The following is a 15,047-nucleotide window of genomic DNA, read 5'->3' as shown; positions in this document are numbered from 1 at the left end:
GCTGACCTTTGACGCTCGGCGATGCATCGCTGGATTTGCCTCTATATTGCGACAGCCAACCGTTGTAGCATCCGCCCGGCCGCTGAAGCGGGCGGCTGAGCTGGAAATCGGGAGACCCTGACCGATGGCCTTGCAAGAAGGACTGAGCGCAGACGAACGCACACCGCGCCCGATCGTCAAGCGGATCAGCGTCGGTGACATCACCGTCACGAGAACCTTCTCGGATCGCTTCGATCTGGAACTCGGGCCGCTGATTCCGGTCGCCGATGCCTTCAACGTCATCGTCCAGATGCTTGACTTCGAGGCGCATCGCCTGTGGCGGCGTGGCGAACTCGTGTATGAGGGAGGGCATCCCAAGGCTTCGCTCGCGATCACCGATCTTCGCGACCAATGGCAGTGCCACCATCTGTCGCCCTTCGACAATGTCCGCTTCCAAATTCCCTTTGCCTCAATGCGGAGCTTTACCGAAAGGGCCGGGCGCGGCGAGTATGTGTCGCTGTCTCCCGTGCAGGGACGCGTGGATCCGGTCATGTTCGGCCTTGCCCAGGCGCTGCTGCCCTCGCTCGATGAGCCGGACCGGGCCAATCTGCTCTTCGTCGAACAGATCAATCTTGCCGCATTGGCCCATCTCAGCCAGGCCTATGGCGGTCTGCATTTCCCCGTCGACAAGAAGGGGACGCTGGCGCCATGGCAGGAGAGGCTGGCGACGGAGTTTCTGGTCGCCCATTTCAACACGCCGTTCTCGATCGGCGATCTTGCGGCCCAGTGCGAGCTCTCGCGCAGCTATTTCAACAAGGCTTTCAAGGAAAGCTTCGGGCGCACACCGTCCAGGTGGCTGTCCGAATATCGGATCGCGCGGGTCAAGGAGTGTCTGCTTCAGGACACACCCCTTGCTGAAATTGCTATCCACTGCGGCTTTGCCGACCAGAGCCACATGACCCGGGTATTCACTAGCCTGACGGGGGAAACGCCGGCACGCTTCCGGAAAAAGAACCGGTCGGTCGTCGTCGCTGTGGATCGATCTCCGCAATAGGGTGGAAAGAGGGCGCGCCCTCGTGCAAAATTTTCAAAACAGGTGAAAAACGTGCAAGAATGATGCGGCGACCGGGGCAATCATAGGGCCGCTCCTGCAAATGATTTGGTGAAACCGAGAATGAGTTGCGCGCACGTTTACCCTGCGCACGGCGACTTACGTCTTTCGTTTTCGTCGTCACGGCAGGTGGGTTTGGCGGGCAGTCTCGACACATAGGAGCGAAGACGATGACGAATGTTTCCGCTGCCTCGGCCGGAGCGCGACCGCGCGACAGTCTCGGATGCTCGCTCGACCAGCTGGATGACGACAGGACGATCGAAGGCCGCGACATGGTCTTCCACCGCAAGCGGTCGACAGCGGGACCGCCGGGCCAGGTCACGACACCTGGCAACGGACGAGGCTATCTGATCGGCCTATCGCTTGTGGGCGGTCATCGCCGCCGGGTTTTCGGAGCGCACCACTCTGCGACCCAGGAGTTCGGCCAAAACTCGATCTACGTCAGGAACTTTGCCGACGATTATAAAGCCGATCTCAAAGGATCCTTCGATTTCACCTTGCTTGAAATCGGCCACGGTGCGCTCGAACGCATCGCAGACGCGGCAAATGCTTCTGGCGTGAGCGAGCTGCGGCCCGTTTCCGGCTCGCCCGACCCTGTTCTCGGCGGCATGCTCGGCGCTTTGTTTGCGTCGGTGGACGGATACACGGATCGAAGCGCGCTGTTTGTCGACCAGCTCTCGGTGGCAATCGGCGTGCATATGGTCCGGCAGTACGGTAACGGCCGTGGCGAGAGCCTTGCCGGAGGACGCAGGCTTTCGCAGCGCTGCCAGGCAAAGATCCGCGATCTGGTGCAAGCCCGTCTGGATGGCGAGCTCACCGTCGAGGACATGGCTGCGACCTGCAATCTGTCGCAGGCGGCTTTTTTGCGTGCCTTTCGCGAGACCATGGGCAGCACGCCCTACCGCTGGCTGCTGCAGCAGAGGATCGAAAAGGCCAAGGATCTGTTGCAGTTCTCGCCCACGTCCCTAAGTGAAATTGCCGTCGTCTGCGGCTTTTCGGATCAGAGCCATTTTACCCGGGCCTTTGCGCAGGCCGCAGGTGCCACGCCGCGCCAGTGGCGGCGCAGCCGACAGTCGTAACCCTCTGAAAGTACACGCGCCCTGCCGGCTGAAGGCGAGCGAAACTTTCAAAAATCCACCTTTGGCGACAAGAACGGGTCGCCGCTCGGCGGCATAGTTGGGCCTCTCCAATCGGAGTTCAGTTTCAACAGTAAGAGGTCACGACCATGTCTGCGACAGCGACCCCCGGTAAACTCCTCGTCTCGCCCAAAGACCACACTCTGATCATGATCGACTTCCAGTCGCAGATGTCCTTTGCGACCAAGTCGATCGACGCGGTGCTCTTGCGCAACAACGCAGCACTTGTCGCCAATGCGGCGGCAGGTTTCGGCGTTTCGACCATCCTCACGACCGTTGCCGAAAAGACCTTCTCCGGCCCGATGTTCTCCGAGATCACCGATGCCTTCCCCGGCCAGAAACTGCTGGACCGCACCTCGATGAACACCTGGGAAGACGCCGCCGTGATCGAAGAGGTCAACCGCATCGGCAAGAAGCGCCTTGTCATGTGCGGGCTGTGGACCTCGGTCTGCATCGTCGGCCCGACCCTCTCGGCGCTCGATCAGGGATTCGAGGTCTATGTCATCGCCGACGCCTGCGGCGACGTTTCGGATGAGGCGCATGAGCGGGCGATGGACCGCATGGTGCAGGCCGGCGTCCGGCCGATGACCTCGCTGCAATACATGCTCGAGCTGCAGCGCGACTGGGCGCGCACCGAGACCTACGACATGACCACCGGTATCGCCAAGAAGTTCGGCGGTTCGTATGGTCTCGGCATCATCTACGCCAAGTCGATGTTCGGCGCGTCCGAAGGCCACTGACAGAACGCTTCCGCGCTCTAGATTAACGCTCTGGCCGCCTCGCTGCGGCCGGAGCGCCACCTTTATCCCCTAAAGGAGTTGGCGATGAAGATGTACCTTCTCTCGCTTGGAGCCGGGCTGGTCGTCGGCGTCATCTATGCGCTGCTCAACGTCCGCTCGCCGGCGCCGCCGGTCATCGCGCTGATCGGTCTGCTCGGCATTCTCATCGGGGAGCAATCCGTCCCCCTGGTCAAGCGCGCCCTGTCGGGTGAGCCGGTCAACCTCTCCTGGTTCAATCGGCAGTGCATGCCGCACGTGTTCGGCCATCTGCCCGGCGGGCAGATCGCAACCGGCACGGCGAAGGATGCTGCCGGCCCCGACGAAAGGGCCTGACGATGCCGACAAGACGCTTGTTCCTCGGTGCCGCCTCGTCGCTGGCGCTGCCCGCTCTCTTCYCGTCGGCCCGCACCGCCGGCGCCCAACAGACCGGAGATACTTCGATGACGCCCGACCTGATCCTTCACAGCGGCCTCGTGACGACGCTCGACCGCGCCNCGTCGGCCCGCACCGCCGGCGCCCAACAGACCGGAGATACTTCGATGACGCCCGACCTGATCCTTCACAGCGGCCTCGTGACGACGCTCGACCGCGCCAATCCGACTGCCACTGCCGTTGCCGTCAAGGATGGCCTGATCCTCGCTGTCGGTGACGACAGGACGATCATGGCGCTGGCAGGCTCAGGCACAAAGACCATCGACCTCAAGGGCAAGCGCGTCCTGCCGGGCCTGAACGACAATCATACCCACGTCGTGCGTGGCGGCCTCAACTTCAACATGGAGCTGCGCTGGGACGGCGTGCGCTCGCTTGCCGATGCGATGGACATGCTGAAGCGGCAGGTGGCGATCACGCCGGCGCCGCAATGGGTGCGGGTCGTCGGCGGCTTCACCGAGCACCAGTTCGCCGAAAAGCGGTTGCCGACGATCGATGAGATCAACGCGGTCGCGCCCGATACGCCGGTGTTCCTGCTGCATCTCTATGACCGGGCGCTGCTCAATGCCGCGGCGCTMCGCGCCGTCGGCTACACCAGGGAAACGCCGAACCCGCCGGGCGGCGAGATCACTCGCGATGCCAGCGGCAACCCGACGGGGCTGCTCTTGGCCAAGCCCAATGCCGGCATCCTCTATTCGACGCTCGCCAAGGGGCCGAAGCTGCCCTTCGAWTACCAGGTCAACTCGACCCGTCATTTCATGCGCGAGCTCAACCGGCTCGGCGTCACCAGCGTCATCGACGCCGGCGGCGGCTTCCAGAACTACCCGGATGACTATGCCGTCATCCAGAAGCTCTCGGACGAGGGCCAGATGACGGTCCGCCTTGCCTACAACCTCTTCACCCAGAAGCCGAAGCAGGAGAAGGACGACTTCCTGAAATGGACGTCGTCGGTCAAGTACAAGCAGGGYAACGACTATTTCCGCCACAACGGTGCCGGCGAGATGCTGGTGTTTTCCGCCGCCGACTTCGAGGACTTCCGCGAGCCGCGCCCGGACATGCCGCCGGAGATGGAGGGCGAACTCGAAGGTCGTGCGYATTCTTGCGGAGAACCGCTGGCCCTGGCGACTGCATGCCACCTATGACGAGACGATCACCCGTGCGCTCGACGTCTTCGAGAAGGTCAACCGGGATATCCCGCTTGAGGGYATCAACTGGTTCTTCGACCATGCGGAGACGATCTCTGACCGCTCGATCGACCGGATCGCCGCCCTTSGCGGCGGCATCGCCGTGCAGCACCGCATGGCCTATCAGGGCGAGTACTTCGTCGAGCGCTACGGCCATGGTGTCGCTGAAGCGACGCCGCCGGTGGCCAAGATGCTGGCAAAGGGCGTCAACGTCTCCGCCGGCACCGGGCGAGTACTTCGTCGAGCGCTACGGCCATGGTGTCGCTGAAGCGACGCCGCCGGTGGCCAAGATGCTGGCAAAGGGCGTCAACGTCTCCGCCGGCACAGACGCTACCCGCGTCGCCTCTTACAATCCTTGGGTTTCGCTGTCGTGGATGGTGACCGGCAAGACTGTCGGCGGCATGCAGCTCTACCCGCGCGCCAACTGCCTCGATCGCGAGACGGCGCTTCGGATGTGGACCGAGAAAGTGCAGTGGTTTTCAAACGAGGAAGGCAAGAAAGGCCGGATTGAGAAAGGGCAGTTCGCCGACCTCATCGTGCCGAACAAGGATTTTTTCAACTGCGCNAGTGCAGTGGTTTTCAAACGAGGAAGGCAAGAAAGGCCGGATTGAGAAAGGGCAGTTCGCCGACCTCATCGTGCCGAACAAGGATTTTTTCAACTGCGCCGAGGACGAGATTTCCTTCCTCACGTCAGAGCTCACGATGGTCGGCGGCAAGATCGTCTATGCGGCCGGCGAACTTGCCTCTCACGACGAGAACAAGGTGCCGCCGGCAATGCCCGACTGGTCGCCGGTCCGCACCTTCGGCGGTTATGCCGCCTGGGGTGAGCCCGAGGGCGCCGGAAAGCGCTCGCTCCGGCGCACCGCGATCACGTCGTGCGGCTGCGCCAGCGATTGCGGCGTCCATGGCCACGATCATGCCGGCGCCTGGACGTCGAAACTGCCGATCGCCGACCTTAAGGGTTTCTTCGGCGCGCTTGGATGCTCCTGNCGATTGCGGCGTCCATGGCCACGATCATGCCGGCGCCTGGACGTCGAAACTGCCGATCGCCGACCTTAAGGGTTTCTTCGGCGCGCTTGGATGCTCCTGCTGGGCGGTGTGAAGGCACGCAAATCATGCATGAACACCAAAACGGGCAGCTCGGTCGCTGCCCGTTTTGGTGTTTGGCTGGAGCACATGCAATGCGCTTCTATTGTTGCAAAAAATGCAATTAAATAGCAAATATTGATGCAATTGTTGGTAGGGAACTTCCCGGTCAATATCGCTCTATCAGACGAACCACATAGCCGGTTTCAGAGACAGCGACGATCGCAGGAGCAAAAATGATCCATCACCCGACCTCTTCAATCCGTGGGCATTTTGCCGAAGTCATCGCGGCTCCCGCAATGCGGACCGCGGCGCTGCTTGCCCTTTGCGCCGCCTACATTCAGGGGCCGCTTGCCAAGACCTTCGACTTTGATGGCGCGATCGCCGAGATGGCGCATTTCGGTCTTCATCCGCCGGCGTTCTTCGCGGTTGCTGTCATCGGCTTTGAGCTTGCGGCTTCGGCCATGGTGGTATCAGGCATCCTGCGTTGGGCTGGCGCGCTGTCACTCGCGGGGTTCACTCTTCTTGCAACCTTCATTGCCCTTCGCTTCTGGGAAATGGCACCGGGCATGGATCGCACGATGGCCGGCAATGCCTTCTTCGAGCATCTCGGCCTCGCCGGCGCATTCGTCATTGTCGCCTCAATCGATCTGACAAAAGGAGATCGCAAATGAGCGACAAAAAATCTGTCGGCGGAAGCTTCGCTCCCCTGGCTCAACCGGTTTTCGCGGTCCTTTGGACGGCCACAGTCCTGGGCAATACCGGCAGCTTCATGCGTGACGTTGCCAGCTCGTGGCTCATGACTGACCTGTCCGCTTCAACTGCCGCAGTGGCGATGGTGCAGGCGGCGGGAACCTTGCCTATTTTCCTGCTCGCCATCCCGGCCGGTGTGCTCACCGACATCCTCGATCGGCGCAAGTTCCTGATTGCTGTTCAGATCTTGCTTGCCTCCGTCAGTATCAGTTTGATGGTTCTGGCGCAGACCGGAATGCTCTCCGTCAGCGCACTGATCGGTCTGACCTTCCTCGGCGGCATCGGTGCGGCACTGATGGGGCCGACCTGGCAGGCGATCGTTCCAGAACTGGTCAAGCGAGAAGACGTCAAAAGCGCCGTGGCGCTGAACTCACTCGGGATCAATATCGCACGATCGATCGGCCCCGCGGCAGGCGGACTTTTGCTTGCCGCGTTTGGCGCAGGCGTCACTTATGGTGCCGACGTGGCCAGCTACATCATCGTCATCGCCGCGCTTCTCTGGTGGCCACGGGCAAAAAGCGCCAACGATGCGTTGTCTGAAGACTTCTTTGGCGCATTCCGTGCCGGTCTCCGCTACACCCGCGCCAGTCGTCCACTGCATGTCGTCCTGCTGCGTGCCGCGATCTTTTTTGCCTTTGCGAGCGCGGTCTGGGCACTTTTGCCGCTGGTCGCCCGCCAACTCCTGGGTGGGGACGCAAGCTTCTACGGCATTCTGCTCGGCGCTGTCGGTGCCGGTGCGATCGCAGGAGCATTGGTCATGCCGAAGCTGCGTGACCGGCTGAGCGCCGATGGACTGTTGCTCGGGGCGGCCGTTGTCACCGCGATCGTCATGGCCGTACTTTCGCTTTCCCTCCCGAAGTGGGTTGCCATCATCGCCCTTCTGTTCCTCGGTGGCGCATGGATCACCGCGCTGACAACCCTCAATGGCGCAGCACAGGCCGTTCTCCCCAACTGGGTGCGTGGTCGCGGTCTCGCGGTCTACCTCACCGTTTTCAACGGGGCGATGACCGCCGGCAGCCTTGGCTGGGGTGCAGTTGGCGAAGCAGCGGGTATCCAGGGGACGCTGCTGATCGGCGCTGCCGGACTGCTTGCCGCCGGCTTCATCATGCACCGACTGAAGCTGCCAGCCGGCGATGTGGATTTGGTGCCTTCGAACCATTGGCCGGAACCGCTTGTTGCCGAACCTGTCGCTCATGACCGTGGTCCCGTCCTGATCCTGATCGAGTACCAGGTCGAAAAACATCACCGCCGCGCCTTCCTCCATGCGCTCGACACGCTCTCCCAGGAACGTCGCCGCGATGGTGCCTATGGCTGGGGCGTGACCGAAGACTCCGCCGACCCGGAAAAGATGGTTGAGTGGTTCATGGTGGAATCCTGGGCGGAACACCTTCGCCAGCATCAGCGGGTTTCCAACGCCGACGCAGACTTGCAGGGCAAGGTTCTGACCTATCACAAAGGCCCGGAGAAGCCAGTGGTTCGACACTTCCTGAGCATCAATCGGCCTGGTCAGGCCTGATGTGACGACATCGGGGAGGGGAGCGCAATGCTCCCCTCGTGTTCGTGGGGAACCGTTTGGTTCGGAGCGGCCGCCGCAAGACCCCTTGCTCAAAACCTCAGCCCACCTGTTCTGCGGCGCAACCGCACCGTCAAAGGTTTGAGCCGGCTTCCGTCGAGGGCATAGATCACGTCTAGCGCCTCTCGCACTGAGTTGCCGTAGGTGCCGCCTTGCGCCGCCCCGGCGCGGACCCTGAACTTGCCCTTCATGAATTCTGGCGTGTCGAATGACTTGGACGAACCGGTCACCCGAGCCGCCTCGTCTCCAATCTCCTTCTCGGTCGCCACCGGCACATCACGCATGAGCGCTCTGTGGTGGAAGCCAATCAACGGATGAAGAAGGAACGGAAGGCGGCGTTTCCACATACGTTCGTGGCATGTCTGTCATTGTTAAAAAGACTTGGTTAGGGACCAGGTCCCTTTTCTCGGTAGAGGCCGGTGCCGCCGGTTGCCGTCTTCTATCTCTTTTGGACAGACAGCGCCAAACAGGCGAGACACCATCGTCACGCCGAGGAGGAAAGGACAGCCGTTGCGAGTACCTCAAGGCGTATTCCGCTGGAGAGAAGATCGACTACGACGGTGGCACGAACCGGATAAGGTGCAGTAAAGAACTCCCGGTAAATCCTATTCATGCCGCCTGCATCCGCCTTATCCGTGAGATAGGCCTGGATCTGCACAACATCGGCAAGTGTTCCGCCGGCCGCTTCGAGCGCCTGTCGGAGGTTCAGGAACACCTGGCGTGCCTGTGTCTCGATGTCACCGGTAATGGGTTCGCCCGTCGTCGGATTCTTTGCAATATGCGCGGATCGCACGATGCGGCCTGCCTTGACCGTAGCGCTCAAAGGCGCCTTTGACGAAGCGATACCGGTTTCGACTTTCTCAAACATGATCGGCCACTTTAAGCTCTGTTGCCGAGAACGGCGTGGGCAAGGATTTCGATGCGAAGGCCTTCGGCCAAAAGCTCCTTTACCACCACGGTCGCACGCACCGGATAGGGCTCCTTGAAGAACTCGGCGTAGACCTTGTTCATTCCTGGTGCGTCCGATCTTTCAGTGAGGAAAACCTGAACCTGCACGACATCGGCCAGCGTGCCGCCCGCAGCACGGATCGCGATGTCGAGATTTCCAAGCGTTCGGCGCGTCTGGGTTTCGATGTCACCTGTGACGAGGTCGCCATTCTCCGGGTCTTCGGAAATATGGACCGACCAGACGAGATTGCCGGCGCGCACGACCTCGCTGACTGGCGCGTCTGAGGGGTCTGATCCGGTATCGATGGCTTCAAACATTTTGTTCTCCAAGAAAGTAAGGCTGCTCATTCGGGCCGCGCGTCGAAGCGGGTCACGAATTTCGTGTTGAGATAGCCGTCAAAGGTTTCAGTCCCACCTTCGCTACCATAGCCGCTGTCGTTGATGCCACCGAAAGGCGTTTCGGGTAGCGCCAGGCCGAAGTGATTGATGCTGACCATCCCGGCGGCAAGCGCTTTTGCGGCGTGCTGGGCTCGACTGCTGGAGGCGGTGAACACGTAGGACGCAAGGCCGAAAGGAAGGCTGTTGGCGCGCCGCATCACGTCGTCAAAACCAGAAAAAGGCGCGACGACCGCAATGGGTCCAAAGGGCTCCTCGTTCATCAGCCGCAACGCGTCGGAACCACCGGCAACCACCGTCGGCGCATAGAAAAAGCCGGCGTCGCCGATGCGACTGCCGCCGGTCACGATCTCCGCTCCCCGTTCGCGGGCATCCTGTACGAAGCCTTCCATAGCCGTGACCCGGCGGGCGTGGCAGAGCGGACCCATCTGCACTCCTTCGGCAAAGCCATAGCCAACCTTCGTGGCGGCCACCTTGTCGGCGAAGCGCGCTAGGAAACGGTCATACGCTCCTGTTTGAACGTAGAAGCGGGTCGGCGAAACGCAGACCTGTCCGGCATTGCGGACCTTTTGCGCGGCAAGCGCGTCGGCAGATGCTTCAACGTCGGCATCGTCGAAGACGATAACCGGAGCGTGGCCGCCAAGCTCCATCGTGGAGCGCTTCATATGGCGGCCTGCGAGCGAAGCAAGCAGCTTGCCGACTTCGACGGACCCCGTAAACGAGATCTTCTTCACCTCGGGCGCCGAAAGCAGCGTTTCGGAAATATGCGAAGACGATCCCCAGACGATATTGAGGCAACCGTCCGGCAGACCCGCCTCCTGCATAAGCCGGCCGATCGCGACCGTGGAGGAGGGCGATTCCGCCGGCCCTTTGAGGATTATCGTGCAGCCGCTTGCCAAGGCTGCCACGACCTTGCGCAGTGCCTGGCTAAACGGGAAATTCCAAGGGGTAAATGCGATGCAGACGCCGACGGGTTCGCGCGTGAGCGCCTGCTGTACACGTGGATCTCGCGAAGGGATAAGGCGACCATAGATGCGCCGCGCTTCCTCCGCATGCCAATCGGCATGGTCGGCGGCAAATCGGATCTCACCGATTGCTTCCGCCAGCGGTTTGCCCTGGTCAAGCACCATGTTGCGGCCGACCTCCTCGGCGTGCGTGCGAGCAAGATCGGCGAAGCGCCGCAGGATCTGCCCGCGGTCGAGCGGTGAGCGATCCTTCCAGCTTCCGAACGCCCGCTGCGCGGAGGCGACGGCCGCCGCTAGGTCGGCGTCGGTGGCGCAGGGCAAATAGCCGATGACCGCTCCGCTTGCCGGGTCGATGACCGCGTCCTGCCCCTCGGTCTCGTAAATCCAGCGGCCGCCGATCAGCATGCCGAGCCGTTCATAGGAATGTGGCGGACGGGTGGACATGTCGATCTCCGGCATCACGCGATGTAGCCTTGGCTGCGCGCCCACGAAAGCGTGTCGTCGAGAGCAAGCTGCATGCGGGCCATGAGATCGTCGATCTCATTCTCCGAGATGATCATGGCCGGGCACAGGCTCACCATGTCGCCGAGACCACGCGTGAGGACGCCGCGCTCGGTTGCGAACTTGCCAGCATGGTTGGCGACCTGCCAGGCAGGTGGGAAGTTCTCTTTCGTTACCTTGTCCTTGACGAATTCGAGGCCGGCGACAAGACCCACACCGCGGGCTTCACCTATCAGCGGATGTTCGCCAAGCTTTCGTATGCCCTCCTGAAAGCGCGGGCCGACGGCGCGGACGTGGGAGACGATGTCGACCTCCTGGTAGATAGTCAGGGCCTCCAGAGCCACGGCCGCGGCGACCGGATGACCACCATAGGTAAAGCCATGCGAGAATGTTCCGATCTTGCGGCTCTGGTCGAGGAGGACGTCAGAGATCGTCTCGTTGATCATCAGCGCGGAGATCGGCATGTAGGCGGCCGAAAGCTGCTTTGCGCAACTGATCATGTCCGGTTTCAGCCCGTAGGTTTCCGACCCGAACATGTTACCGGTACGCCCAAAGCCGCAGATGACTTCATCTGCCACCAGAAGGATGTCGTACTTCTTCAAGACCGCCTGGAGTTTTTCGAAGTAAGTCTTCGGCGGTGTAATCACTCCCCCAGACACCATGACCGGCTCGGCGAAGAAGGCCGCCACCGTTTCCGGACCCTCTTCGAGGATCATAGCCTCGAGATTGGAGACAAGCCGGGTTGCAAAATCTTCCTCGCTCTCACCAGGTTCTGCAAACCGCCAGTAATGCGGGCAATCGGTGTGGAGGATGTTGGCGATCGGCAGATCGAAATCACGGTGGTTGAACGGAAGACCCGTGAGGCTTGCAGTCGCCACCGTTACGCCATGGTAAGCCTTGCGGCGCGAAATGATCTTCTTCTTCTCAGGCCGTCCGACCGCGTTGTTGTAGTACCAGACCAGCTTGATCGCCGTGTCGTTCGCTTCGGAACCGGAACCGGCAAAGAAGACCTTCGACATGGGTACCGGCGCCATTTCGAGCAGCTTCTCTGCAAGGCGGATACCCGGTTCCGTCGATTTGTGGGCGAAGGAATGATAGAATGGCATCGTCTTCAGCTGCCGCGTCGCCGCTTCCACCAAACGCGGCTCGCTGAAGCCGAGCCCCGCGCAGAAGAGGCCAGCAAGACCCTCGATGTAACGTTTTCCCTGATCGTCGACGACGTAAATGCCCTCACCACCGGTGATTACATGCGGCCCCACTTCCTGGTGAACCGCAAGGTTGGTGTAGGGGTGCACGAGACTTTGCCGATCCAGGGCGTGAAGGGAGTTGGGACGGTCGTTCATGGCAGGCTCCAGGGTATGCTTGATTGCGCTTTGCGATTGTCAGGCGATGACGTGCACATCTTCGCTGCGCCAGGTGACGTGGCACTCGGAAGCACCGTCGAGCCTTCGTGCATCGACGCCGGGCACGCGCATGCGGATCGCTTGCGCGCCGAGTTTGCCGATGACCAGCAGGTTGTCACCATAGTTGATAGTGCTGTCGATCTTCATCGCCTGGCAGCTTGGGTCCGCTCCATCGGCGAGGCGGATCATCTCGGGGCGCAACAGCAATTCGGCTTTGCTGTTGCGGTCACCGCCTGCGGCTTTGGTGTCGACGACGCCGACTGGCGTCTCGTAGCGGCCATCGCCAAGCGAGGAAGCGGCGAGGATGTTGCTGTCGCCGATGAAGGAGGCGACGAAGCGGGTCTTCGGCGCGAAGTAGATCTCGTTTGGGGTGCCGACCTGTTCGATGCGCCCCTCGTTGAAGACGGCGATCCGGTCCGACATTGTCATGGCTTCCGACTGGTCGTGGGTGACGTAGACCATGGTGACGCCGAGGTCGCGGTGGATGCGCTTCAACTCCACCTGCATGTGCTCGCGAAGCGCCTTGTCGAGCGCGCCGAGCGGTTCGTCGAGCAGAATGATATCGGGCTCAAAGACGAGTGCGCGGGCAAGGGCCACACGCTGTTGCTGTCCGCCGGATAGTTCCGAGGGAATGCGCTTCTCGAAGCCCTGGAGGCCGACCTTCGCCAGTGCCTCCCGCGACCGCCGTTCTTTCTCGGCCTTTTCCACGCCGCGCATGCGCAGGGGAAAGGCGACGTTGTCGGCGATCGTCATGTGCGGGAAGAGGGCGTAGTTCTGGAAGACCATGCCGATATTGCGCTTGTGCGGCGGCAGCTTGTCGATGGCGCGTTCGCCGAGGCGGATTTCTCCGCTCGTCGGATGCTGGAAGCCGGCAATCATCATCAGCGTCGTGGTCTTGCCGGAGCCGGAGGGGCCAAGGAAGGAGACGAACTCGCCAGCCTTGATGTCGAGCAAAACGTTGTCGGCCGCCATATGCTTGCCGTCGTAGCTCTTGTTGACGTTGCGAAGTGTGAGAGAACGGGCGTTCATGGCTGTGCTCCTTGATCAGGATGCCGCCGCAGCGGTGTTGGTGGCGCCGTTTTCGAGCGGCTGACGTGTGGTCCCGGACCGGCGGCGCACAAATTGCGGCGCGAGCCAGACGCAGACGCCAGCCAGAACGAGCAGAAACAGGAAAGAGGATGCCGCCGAGATGGTTGGATCTGCCTCCTGGCGGACGGCGTTGAACATCTGGCGCGGCAAGGTCGCCCTGTCGCGGCCGGAGATGAAGAGCGCGATCACCGCTTCGTCGAAGGAAGCGATAAAGGCAAAGAGACCGGCGACGGTGAAGGCGGGACGCAGGATTGGGAAGGTCACCAACCGGAATGTCGTGAAGGGCGACGCGCCAAGGTTCATGGCAGCCCGCTCGACGGACCGGTCGAACCCTTTGAGTGCCGCCGTCAGGATCAGGGTCGCCATCGGCATGGCGATGCAGCTATGGGCGAGGATGACGCCAAGGTAACTCTGCACGAGGCGAAGTTGACCGAAGTACATGTAGTAGCCGAGCGCCATGACGATAGTCGGCACGATCATTGGCAGCATGATTAGGAGATTGAACAATTCACGGCCGAGGAAGATATGCCGCACCAGTGCGAAGGACGCGGGGATGGCAAGGCAGAGCGTCACCAGTACCGTTCCAAGACCGATGATGAGGCTGTTGATGAGCGGCTCAGTCCAGTTGGGGTCCGAGAAGAAGTTGATGTAGTTGGCAAGCGTGTAGCCGGGCGGCGGGAAGGTCAGCGACGCAGCCGAGCTGAACGACATCGGGATGACGATGAACATCGGTGCAGCGACAAAAAAGGCGATGAGGAGCGCAAGCGCGCGAACGAAGGGGTTCATCGGCCACCTCCTGCCCATAGCCGGTCAAGTCCGAAGAAGCGGTTGTAGAGCGCGTAAACTGCGAGCGTCAGGCCGAGCAACACGATCGAGATTGCCGAGCCAAGCCCGAAGTCGAGTGTCTGTTCGATCTGGTCGCCGATGATACCTGCGATCATCTGGTCGCGCGGGCTGCCGAGCAGCACGGGCATCACGTAGAAGCCGAGGCAGGAGATGAAGACGAGCGTGCAACCGTTGACGATGCCCGGTGCCGAAAGCGGCAGATAGACTGCGAGGAAGGCACGAAGCGGGCTCGCGCCGAGGCTTTCCGAAGCGCGAACATAGAGAGGATCGATGCGCTTCATGACCGAGAACAGCGACATGGTCATGAAAGGAATGAGCGCATGGGTCATGGCAAGCGTTGCGCTGAAGGTGGTGAAGAGTAGCTTCGGCGCAGGATCGAAGCCGAGCCAGGTAAGGAGTGCCGTGACCGGCCCCTGATTGCCGAGAATGACCATCCAGGCATAGGTGCGCACGAGATAGCTCGTCCAGAAAGAAAGGGCGACCACGGTCAGGAGAAAGGTGGCGAAGCGTTTGGATCCGTTGGCCGCAGCATAGGCGAGCGGATAGGCGAAGAGGAGCGCAAGAGCGGTGACCAGGAAGGCGGTCCTGAACGTCTGATAGAGCACGGACGCAAACAGGCTCGAATGTAAAAGCCGTGCGAAGTTCTGCAGGCCGACCACCGGCTGCGAGATGCTCATCCAGCCCACATAGGCAAGCGGCACCAGGAAGAATACCGCAAGGAAGACCGCTGCCGGGGCCATCAGCGGTATCGGCCCCTCCGCAATGGGCGAAAACGATCTCTGTTTCATGTCAATGCTCCCTCAGTACCTGATCGGGAAACCCCGATCCCATGGCGGCGGCGGGCCGTCCCTAGGCAATGCACCTGTTTC

General features: G+C 61.4%; 14 protein-coding genes and 2 pseudogenes. 8 read left to right on the top strand and 8 right to left on the bottom strand.

The window, feature by feature from the left end:
- The first annotated feature begins 124 nt into the window (after positions 1-124).
- The 8 genes and pseudogenes from ASD01_RS04435 (at position 125) to ASD01_RS04405 (ending at position 7,973) form a co-directional block, all read left to right on the top strand.
- Positions 125-1,033: a helix-turn-helix domain-containing protein gene (locus ASD01_RS04435; RefSeq protein ID WP_060643585.1), complete on the top strand. Its 909-nt coding sequence runs from the start codon at positions 125-127 to the stop codon at positions 1,031-1,033.
- Between the two features lie 227 nt (positions 1,034-1,260).
- Entirely contained in the window at positions 1,261-2,169 is a 909-nt protein-coding gene (locus tag ASD01_RS04430; RefSeq protein WP_060585703.1) for a helix-turn-helix domain-containing protein, read from the top strand.
- Between the two features lie 146 nt (positions 2,170-2,315).
- Positions 2,316-2,966 (top strand): hydrolase, encoded by a 651-nt coding sequence (locus ASD01_RS04425; RefSeq protein WP_043623178.1) that lies wholly within the window; start codon positions 2,316-2,318, stop codon positions 2,964-2,966.
- Between the two features lie 84 nt (positions 2,967-3,050).
- Positions 3,051-3,338, top strand: a complete 288-nt coding sequence (locus ASD01_RS04420; protein ID WP_060643584.1) for a XapX domain-containing protein — start codon at positions 3,051-3,053, stop codon at positions 3,336-3,338.
- 206 nt (positions 3,339-3,544) lie between these two features.
- A pseudogene (locus tag ASD01_RS04415) lies at positions 3,545-5,183 on the top strand (amidohydrolase); the annotation flags it as partial.
- A gap of 95 nt (positions 5,184-5,278) precedes the next feature.
- Positions 5,279-5,607 (top strand): annotated as a pseudogene (locus tag ASD01_RS36465) (amidohydrolase); the annotation flags it as partial.
- Between the two features lie 333 nt (positions 5,608-5,940).
- Positions 5,941-6,378, top strand: coding sequence for a DoxX family protein (locus ASD01_RS04410; RefSeq protein ID WP_034802058.1), 438 nt, complete (start codon positions 5,941-5,943; stop codon positions 6,376-6,378).
- Positions 6,375-7,973 carry an MFS transporter gene (locus tag ASD01_RS04405; protein WP_060529288.1) on the top strand — a complete coding sequence of 533 codons (1,599 nt, stop codon included), beginning with the start codon at positions 6,375-6,377 and terminating at the stop codon, positions 7,971-7,973. The genes ASD01_RS04410 and ASD01_RS04405 overlap by 4 nt, the downstream gene beginning before the upstream one ends.
- An 89-nt stretch (positions 7,974-8,062) precedes the next feature.
- Here the strand turns inward: ASD01_RS04405 and ASD01_RS34410 are convergent, their stop codons facing one another.
- The 8 genes from ASD01_RS34410 to ASD01_RS04365 all read right to left on the bottom strand — a co-directional run bounded on the left by ASD01_RS34410 (position 8,063) and on the right by ASD01_RS04365 (position 14,966).
- On the bottom strand, positions 8,063-8,314 hold the full coding sequence (locus tag ASD01_RS34410) for a hypothetical protein (RefSeq protein WP_234798841.1): 252 nt from the start codon (positions 8,312-8,314) through the stop codon (positions 8,063-8,065).
- Between the two features lie 200 nt (positions 8,315-8,514).
- Positions 8,515-8,898 (bottom strand): RidA family protein, encoded by a 384-nt coding sequence (locus ASD01_RS04395; RefSeq protein ID WP_034802064.1) that lies wholly within the window; start codon positions 8,896-8,898, stop codon positions 8,515-8,517.
- A gap of 11 nt (positions 8,899-8,909) precedes the next feature.
- Positions 8,910-9,296 carry a RidA family protein gene (locus ASD01_RS04390; RefSeq protein WP_060643639.1) on the bottom strand — a complete coding sequence of 129 codons (387 nt, stop codon included), beginning with the start codon at positions 9,294-9,296 and terminating at the stop codon, positions 8,910-8,912.
- Between the two features lie 26 nt (positions 9,297-9,322).
- Positions 9,323-10,783 carry an NAD-dependent succinate-semialdehyde dehydrogenase gene (locus ASD01_RS04385; protein ID WP_034802112.1) on the bottom strand — a complete coding sequence of 487 codons (1,461 nt, stop codon included), beginning with the start codon at positions 10,781-10,783 and terminating at the stop codon, positions 9,323-9,325.
- A gap of 14 nt (positions 10,784-10,797) precedes the next feature.
- Positions 10,798-12,183 carry an aspartate aminotransferase family protein gene (locus ASD01_RS04380; protein WP_051659610.1) on the bottom strand — a complete coding sequence of 462 codons (1,386 nt, stop codon included), beginning with the start codon at positions 12,181-12,183 and terminating at the stop codon, positions 10,798-10,800.
- 39 nt (positions 12,184-12,222) lie between these two features.
- Complete coding sequence (locus ASD01_RS04375) at positions 12,223-13,272, bottom strand: ABC transporter ATP-binding protein (RefSeq protein ID WP_060643582.1); 1,050 nt, start codon at positions 13,270-13,272, stop codon at positions 12,223-12,225.
- A 15-nt stretch (positions 13,273-13,287) separates the two neighbouring features.
- Positions 13,288-14,118: an ABC transporter permease gene (locus ASD01_RS04370; RefSeq protein ID WP_034802072.1), complete on the bottom strand. Its 831-nt coding sequence runs from the start codon at positions 14,116-14,118 to the stop codon at positions 13,288-13,290.
- Positions 14,115-14,966 (bottom strand): ABC transporter permease, encoded by an 852-nt coding sequence (locus tag ASD01_RS04365; RefSeq protein WP_034802075.1) that lies wholly within the window; start codon positions 14,964-14,966, stop codon positions 14,115-14,117. The genes ASD01_RS04370 and ASD01_RS04365 overlap by 4 nt, the downstream gene beginning before the upstream one ends.
- Positions 14,967-15,047: the final 81 nt, after the last annotated feature.

The organism is Ensifer sp. Root423 (assembly GCF_001426275.1).
Classification (GTDB): Bacteria; Pseudomonadota; Alphaproteobacteria; order Rhizobiales; family Rhizobiaceae; genus Ensifer; species Ensifer adhaerens.
The sequence above is the reverse complement of the archived record's forward strand: the minus strand, read 5'-3'. Positions and strand labels throughout refer to the sequence as shown.

Coding starts and splice junctions, on each gene's coding strand:
- ASD01_RS04435 (WP_060643585.1), top strand. CDS start 125: ATGGCCTTGCAAGAAGGACTGAGCGCAGACGAACGCACACCGCGCCCG.
- ASD01_RS04430 (WP_060585703.1), top strand. CDS start 1,261: ATGACGAATGTTTCCGCTGCCTCGGCCGGAGCGCGACCGCGCGACAGT.
- ASD01_RS04425 (WP_043623178.1), top strand. CDS start 2,316: ATGTCTGCGACAGCGACCCCCGGTAAACTCCTCGTCTCGCCCAAAGAC.
- ASD01_RS04420 (WP_060643584.1), top strand. CDS start 3,051: ATGAAGATGTACCTTCTCTCGCTTGGAGCCGGGCTGGTCGTCGGCGTC.
- ASD01_RS04410 (WP_034802058.1), top strand. CDS start 5,941: ATGATCCATCACCCGACCTCTTCAATCCGTGGGCATTTTGCCGAAGTC.
- ASD01_RS04405 (WP_060529288.1), top strand. CDS start 6,375: ATGAGCGACAAAAAATCTGTCGGCGGAAGCTTCGCTCCCCTGGCTCAA.
- ASD01_RS34410 (WP_234798841.1), bottom strand. CDS start 8,314: ATGCGTGATGTGCCGGTGGCGACCGAGAAGGAGATTGGAGACGAGGCG.
- ASD01_RS04395 (WP_034802064.1), bottom strand. CDS start 8,898: ATGTTTGAGAAAGTCGAAACCGGTATCGCTTCGTCAAAGGCGCCTTTG.
- ASD01_RS04390 (WP_060643639.1), bottom strand. CDS start 9,296: ATGTTTGAAGCCATCGATACCGGATCAGACCCCTCAGACGCGCCAGTC.
- ASD01_RS04385 (WP_034802112.1), bottom strand. CDS start 10,783: ATGTCCACCCGTCCGCCACATTCCTATGAACGGCTCGGCATGCTGATC.
- ASD01_RS04380 (WP_051659610.1), bottom strand. CDS start 12,183: ATGAACGACCGTCCCAACTCCCTTCACGCCCTGGATCGGCAAAGTCTC.
- ASD01_RS04375 (WP_060643582.1), bottom strand. CDS start 13,272: ATGAACGCCCGTTCTCTCACACTTCGCAACGTCAACAAGAGCTACGAC.
- ASD01_RS04370 (WP_034802072.1), bottom strand. CDS start 14,118: ATGAACCCCTTCGTTCGCGCGCTTGCGCTCCTCATCGCCTTTTTTGTC.
- ASD01_RS04365 (WP_034802075.1), bottom strand. CDS start 14,966: ATGAAACAGAGATCGTTTTCGCCCATTGCGGAGGGGCCGATACCGCTG.